Origin of the sequence: Pseudonocardia sp. NPDC049154 (genome assembly GCF_040648315.1) — a bacterium.
Lineage (GTDB): Bacteria > Actinomycetota > Actinomycetes > Mycobacteriales > Pseudonocardiaceae > Pseudonocardia.
Map to the genome: position 1 here is coordinate 1 of NZ_JBEZDN010000194.1, position 5648 is coordinate 5648.

A 5648-nucleotide genomic window follows, 5' to 3' on the forward strand; every position below is an offset into this window, starting at 1 on the left:
CGGCGGTCGCGGCGAGCGCGGGCGCGCCGACCCCGGCGACGAGCAGCCCCGCCGCCAGCACGGCCCCGGCGGGCGGGAGCAGCAGCGCGAAGCCCACCACCGCGGCCCCGCCCACGAGCGCGGCGGCGGTGGCCGGCAGCAGCACCCGGACGAGCAGGTCCTGCGGCGCGTCGGTGTCGGCGACGAGCCGGGTCAGCAGGTCGCCGCGGCGGTGCCGCGCGGTCGCGGCCGGGCCGAGCCGGACGAGGTCGGCCCAGACCCGGACGCGCAGCGCGCTGCCCACCCGGAGCGCGGCGTCGTGCGACACGAGCCGCTCGGCGTACCGGAACACGCCCTTGCCGAGGCCGAACGCGCGCACGCCCACGATCGCGACCATCAGCGTCAGCACCGGCGGCTGCAGGGCCGCGGCCGAGATGAGCCAGGCCGACGTGGCGGTCAGCGCGACGCCCGAGCCGAGCGCCGCGGCGCCGAGCAGCGCGGCCACGACCAGCCGGCCCCGCTGCCCGCGCGCGACGGACCGCAGCGGCACGGGTGGGCCCGGCCGGGGCGCGTCGTCGGCCGGGGTCGGCTCCGCGGACGGAGCGGACGGAGCGGACGGAGCGGACGGAGCGGACGGGGTCTCCGTGACCTGCTCCCCCACGACGCGCGTGGGCGCGAGCGTGACGATCCGGTCGCACCGGGCCAGCAGCTCGGGCCGGTGGCTGACCAGCACCACGGTCCGTCCCTCGGCGATCTCCGCGAGGCCGTCGCCGATCGCCGCCTCCGTGGCCGCGTCGACACCTTCGGTCGGTTCGTCGAGGAGCAGCAGCGGGCGGTCGGCGAGCACGGCGCGCGCCAGGGCGACCCGGCGCCGCTGGCCCGTGGACAGGCCGGCGCCGTCCTCCCCGACCGGGGTGTCCGGCGGGACGTCGAGCCGGGCGAGCCCGGCGGCTCGGGCGACGGCGTCGGGCCTGGCGTCCGGATCGGCGAGCGCGATGTTCTCGGCGACGGTGCCTGCGAGCAGCACGGGTCGCTGCGGCACCCAGGCGACCCGGCGGCGCCAGCCGGCCGGGTCGACATCGGTCAGGTCGGTCCCGCCGGCCAGGACCCGGCCGGCGTCCGGCGTGCGCAGCCCGGCGAGCAGCTCGACCAGGGTCGTCTTGCCGCAGCCGCTGGGCCCGCGCACGCCGACGACCTCGCCGGGATGCAGGGTCAGGTCGAGCCCGTCGAGAATCGGCGCGGCGCGCCCGTCGACCCGCACCGCGTCGAGCACGACGGCGTGCGTCGCGGGGTCCGGCGCCACGGCCGGACCGGAGGGTGGGACCGGCGTGTCCAGCACGTCGAGCGCCGCGGAGGCGGCGGCGGTGCCCGCGGCGGCGTCGTGGAAGCGCGCCCCGACCGCGCGCAGCGGCAGGTAGACCTCGGGGGCGAGCAGCAGCACGAGCAGCCCGGTGGCGAGGTCGAGCGAGCCGCCGACCAGCCGGAGCCCGATCGAGACCGCGACCAGCGCCACCGACAGGGTCGCGACGAGCTCCAGGACCAGCGCGGACAGGAACGCCACGCGCAGGGTGCGCATCGTCGCCCGCCGGTAGGCCTCGGTCATCATGCGCAGCCGGCCGGCCTGGTGCCCCGCGCGGCCGAAGGCGACCAGCACGTCGAGCCCCGCGACGAGATCGAGGAAATGGTGCCCGAGCACGGCGAGCGTGCGCCACCGGCGGGCGGTCGACCGCTGCGTGTGCAGCCCGACGAGCACCGCGAACAGCGGGATCAGCGGCACCGTCAACCCCACGAGCAGCCCGGACAGCCAGTCGGCGGTGAGGATGCGCACCGCCAGGACCACCGGGACCACGGCCGCGACCAGCAGGGCCGGCAGGTAGCGGCCGAAGTACGCCTCGAGGTCGTCGAGCCCGCGGGAGGTCAGGGTGGCCACCTCGCCGGCCGGGGGCAGTGCGCGGTGCCGGGGCCCGAGCCGGAGCACGTGCCCGACGACCCGGCTGCGCAGCTCCCGCACGACGTCGGCCGACGCCCGGTACGCCGCGACCTCGCCCGCCCAGGCGAGCCCGGCCCGTCCGACGACGGCCAGGGCGGCGAGCCCCAGCAGCGGCAGCAGCACCGCGAGCCCGGCACCGCCGAGGAACCCGTCGGCGACGACGGTCGCCAGGAGCTGGGCCTGCACCATCACCAGGAACGCGGTCGCGACGGCGATCGCGAGGCCGGCCAGCACGAACCGGCGGGCCGCCGCGGCGTGGCGGAGCAGCCGCGGATCGAGGGGGCGCCGGGCGGGATCGGGTGTCATCCGGCCCTCCGATCCCGGCTGCGCTCACGTCCGGTGATCACCCTCCCCGGCCGCGGCGGGGCGTCGCGAGGGCACAGGGGCGGTCCGGGACGGGACCGATGCGGGCCGGGACAGGGACGAAGGTCCCGGCCCGGCGACGGGTCTCAGCGCCGCCAGCGGTTGCGGGCGAGCATGCCGGTGGCCCGGGTCTTGCCCTTCTCACCGAACACCAGCTCGGAGAGGGCCTCGTAGATCTCCTCCGGCCGCGGCATGAAGTCGATCCGGTTCAGCGCCTGGATCTGACCGGCGGACTCCACGATCAGCGTGCCGTAGCCGAGCATGCGGCCGCCGATGCTGCGCTCGAAGGTCAGGTCCGTGACCTTGCCCAGCGGCATCATGCCCACGCTGTGCGTGAAGATGCCCTGCGCGAGCATCACGCGCTTGTCCGTGATCACGATGCGTTCGATCCACCAGAGGATCGAGTTCACCGCGAAGCGCAGCACGGCGACCAGCGCCAGGTAGAAGGTCAGGTTGTCGACGAGCGCCTCGCCGAACCCGCCGGGCTCGCCGACCCGCCCCTGCAGCAGCCGGTCGATCGCGATCATCGCGATCAGGAACAGCCCGGTCTGCGTGATGTGCGGGATCATGACGGCCCAGTGCTGCCGCACCCGGATGACCCGCCGCTCCGTGGGGAGCAGGTACTCGTCGATCTCCCGGGGGGCGAGCATCAGGGCGCCAGGCTGGAGAGGAAGCTCGTGATGTTCGTGCCGACGCCGTAGAGCCAGTTGCCGATGCCGTTGACGGCGCCCGAGGCGCCGCTGGGGTTCGTCACGATGAAGAACACAACCAGGGCGATGACGATCAGCCCGGTCAGCTTCTTGACGTTCACACGACCACCGTTCCGGCAGGAGGAGCTGGCAAGATCAGAAAATACCGACATCCCCGGCGTGAGGATACGGCCACGCGGGGAGCGTACCGTTTCCACCGATGACCGAGGGTAGCCGACACGTCCCCTGTGTGGGGGCAATCCTGCACGACGCGGACGGCAGGTTACTGCTGATCAAACGGGGGACGGAGCCCGGACGGGGGCTCTGGTCGCTCCCCGGCGGGCACGTCGAGCCGGGTGAGGACGACGCCGCCGCGCTCGTCCGCGAGATGGCGGAGGAGACCGGGTTGGCGATCTCGGCGGGGCCGCACGTCGGCACCGTTCTCGTAGGGCCGTACCGGATCGCGGACTACCGCTGCACGCTCGTCGGGGGCACGCTCGCCGCCGGCGACGACGCCGCCGACGCCCGCTGGGTCGACGCCGCGGAGTTCGCCGCGCTCCCCCTCGTCGACGGCCTCGCCGAGACCCTCGCGGGCTGGGCGGTGCTCCCCCGATAGGGGTACGAACGGCACCCTCGTTCACACCTGCTGAACGAGAGTGCCGTTCGTCTCAGATCGACTCGGTGGCCGGCTCAGGAGGCCGGGACCGGGCGGCCCGGCTGCTCGCCGCCGCGGGAGTCGCCGTAGCTGCGCTTGGGGACCATCACCTTGCGCCGGAAGGTGCACACGACGGTGCCGTCCTGCTTGTAGCCGCGGGTCTCCACGTAGACCACGCCGCGGTCGTCCTTCGACTTCGACTCGGTCTTGTCCAGGACCTCGGTCTCGCCGTAGATCGTGTCGCCGTGGAAGGTCGGCTTGGTGTGCTTCAGCGACTCGACCTCGAGGTTCGCGATCGCCTTGCCCGACACGTCCGGCACGGACATGCCCAGCAGCAGCGAGTAGATGTAGTTCCCGACGACGACGTTGCGCTTGAAGTCCGTCGTCTCCTCCGCGTAGTGCGCGTCCATGTGGAGGGGGTGGTGGTTCATCGTCAGGAGGCAGAAGAGGTGGTCGTCGTACTCGGTGACCGTCTTCCCGGGCCAGTGCTTGTACACCGCCCCGACCTCGAACTCCTCGTAGTAACGGCCGAACTGCAACGTTCTCGCCTCCATCGCCGACAATCCGTACGGCCGGGTAATCTAGCCGGTGGCCCGCTTCCTGAGAGGCGGGCGCGATCACGGTCACGCACGAGGGCCGACGAGTGGCGGAGGAGGTGACGCGCGATGGATCCGGCGCCAGGCAGTAGTACCGAGCGCGTCCCTGCCGCTCCCGTCGTGGGCTGAGTCACGCCCTGCGGCGTCCGGCGAGACGTGCCTTCCCCGCGTCCCCGCCCGTTCCCGCCGCAGGAGGTACGCCGTGCCGCCCCTGTCCTCCCTCCGCCCCGCCATCAAGGCGGCCGGCTCGCGCGCCCGCCTGGGCCGCAACGGCCACACCAGCGTGCTGCCGCGGCTGCGCGTCCCCGTCTCGGCCTATGTGGTCGACTGCGGCGTCTACGTCGACGGCGAGCGGCTGCCCGGCCGCTGGACGCACGACGCGGCGATCGACGAGGTCCGCGACCGCGGCGAGGGCTTCGTCTGGATCGGGCTGCACGAGCCCACCGAGGACCAGATCACCGGGATCGCCGAGACCTACGGGCTGCACGAGCTCGCCGTCGAGGACGCGGTGCACGCGCACAACCGGCCCAAGCTCGAGCGCTACGACGACACGCTGTTCATGGTGCTCAAGACCGTGAGCTACGTCGGGCACGCCGAGCCGACCACCAGCAACGAGATCGTCGAGACGGGCGAGGTGCAGGCCTTCGTCGGCCGGGACTTCGTGGTCACGGTCCGGCACGGCAAGCACACCGGCCTCGCCGCGGTGCGGCGCAAGCTGGAGGAGGACGCCGAGCAGCTCGCCCTCGGCCCGGCGGCGGTGCTGCACGCCATCGCCGACCACGTCGTCGACACCTACCTCGAGGTCACCGAGGCGATCGAGGACGACATCGACGAGCTCGAGGCCGAGGTCTTCGCCCCGCGCACCACGATGGACCCCGAGCAGATCTACGTGATGAAGCGCGAGATCCTCGAGCTGCGCCGCGCCGTAACCCCGCTGCTCAAGCCGCTGCACAAGATCACCGAGGGGTACAGCTCGCTCATCCCGCACGAGGTCCGCAGCTACTTCCGGGATGTCGAGGACCACCTGTCCGGGGTCGCCGAGCGCGTCGCGGGCTTCAACGAACTCCTCACCACGCTGGTCGACGCCGTGCTGGCCAAGGTGTCCATGCGGCAGAACTCCGACATGCGCAAGATCACCGCCTACGCCGCGCTGATCACCGTGCCCACGATGGTCGCCGGCATCTACGGGATGAACTTCGACTACATGCCCGAGCTGCACTGGCAGTTCGGCTACCCGCTGGTGATCATGATCATCGTGCTGGCGTGCGGGCTGCTCTACCGCAACTTCCGCAAGAACGGCTGGCTCTAGCACTGTGAGTGGCGGGGGGGGGCCGAAAGAACGGACGCCCAGACCACACGGGGGAGGCGCTCGGCGG

At 73.1% G+C, this 5648-nt stretch carries 6 protein-coding genes; 2 read left to right on the forward strand and 4 right to left on the reverse strand.

All coding sequences use genetic code 11. From position 1 onward, the window contains the following. From cydD to AB0B41_RS41330, 3 genes are all read right to left on the reverse strand, one after another. Positions 1 to 2275: thiol reductant ABC exporter subunit CydD (gene cydD, locus AB0B41_RS41320; protein WP_358212497.1), on the reverse strand; the 2275-nt coding region annotated here is incomplete at its 3' end. Between the two features lie 143 nt (positions 2276 to 2418). Beyond that, the gene (locus AB0B41_RS41325; RefSeq protein ID WP_358212498.1) at positions 2419 to 2982 is read right to left on the reverse strand and encodes a PH domain-containing protein; all 564 of its coding nucleotides are present in this window, start codon (positions 2980 to 2982) and stop codon (positions 2419 to 2421) included. Continuing rightward, complete coding sequence (locus AB0B41_RS41330; protein ID WP_197040525.1) at positions 2982 to 3143, reverse strand: hypothetical protein; 162 nt, start codon at positions 3141 to 3143, stop codon at positions 2982 to 2984. Before AB0B41_RS41330 ends, AB0B41_RS41325 begins: the two co-directional genes overlap by 1 nt. A 98-nt stretch (positions 3144 to 3241) precedes the next feature. Between AB0B41_RS41330 and AB0B41_RS41335 the strand changes: the two genes are divergently transcribed. Next, complete coding sequence (locus AB0B41_RS41335; protein WP_358212499.1) at positions 3242 to 3637, forward strand: NUDIX domain-containing protein; 396 nt, start codon at positions 3242 to 3244, stop codon at positions 3635 to 3637. A 74-nt stretch (positions 3638 to 3711) separates the two neighbouring features. On the opposite strand, the gene AB0B41_RS41340 is transcribed toward AB0B41_RS41335, so the two are convergent. Then, positions 3712 to 4215: a MaoC family dehydratase gene (locus AB0B41_RS41340; RefSeq protein ID WP_358212500.1), complete on the reverse strand. Its 504-nt coding sequence runs from the start codon at positions 4213 to 4215 to the stop codon at positions 3712 to 3714. Between the two features lie 316 nt (positions 4216 to 4531). On the opposite strand from AB0B41_RS41340, the gene corA reads away from it, so the two are divergent. Continuing rightward, positions 4532 to 5581, forward strand: a complete 1050-nt coding sequence (gene corA / locus AB0B41_RS41345) for a magnesium/cobalt transporter CorA (RefSeq protein ID WP_358212505.1) — start codon at positions 4532 to 4534, stop codon at positions 5579 to 5581. The last annotated feature ends 67 nt before the right edge of the window (positions 5582 to 5648 follow it).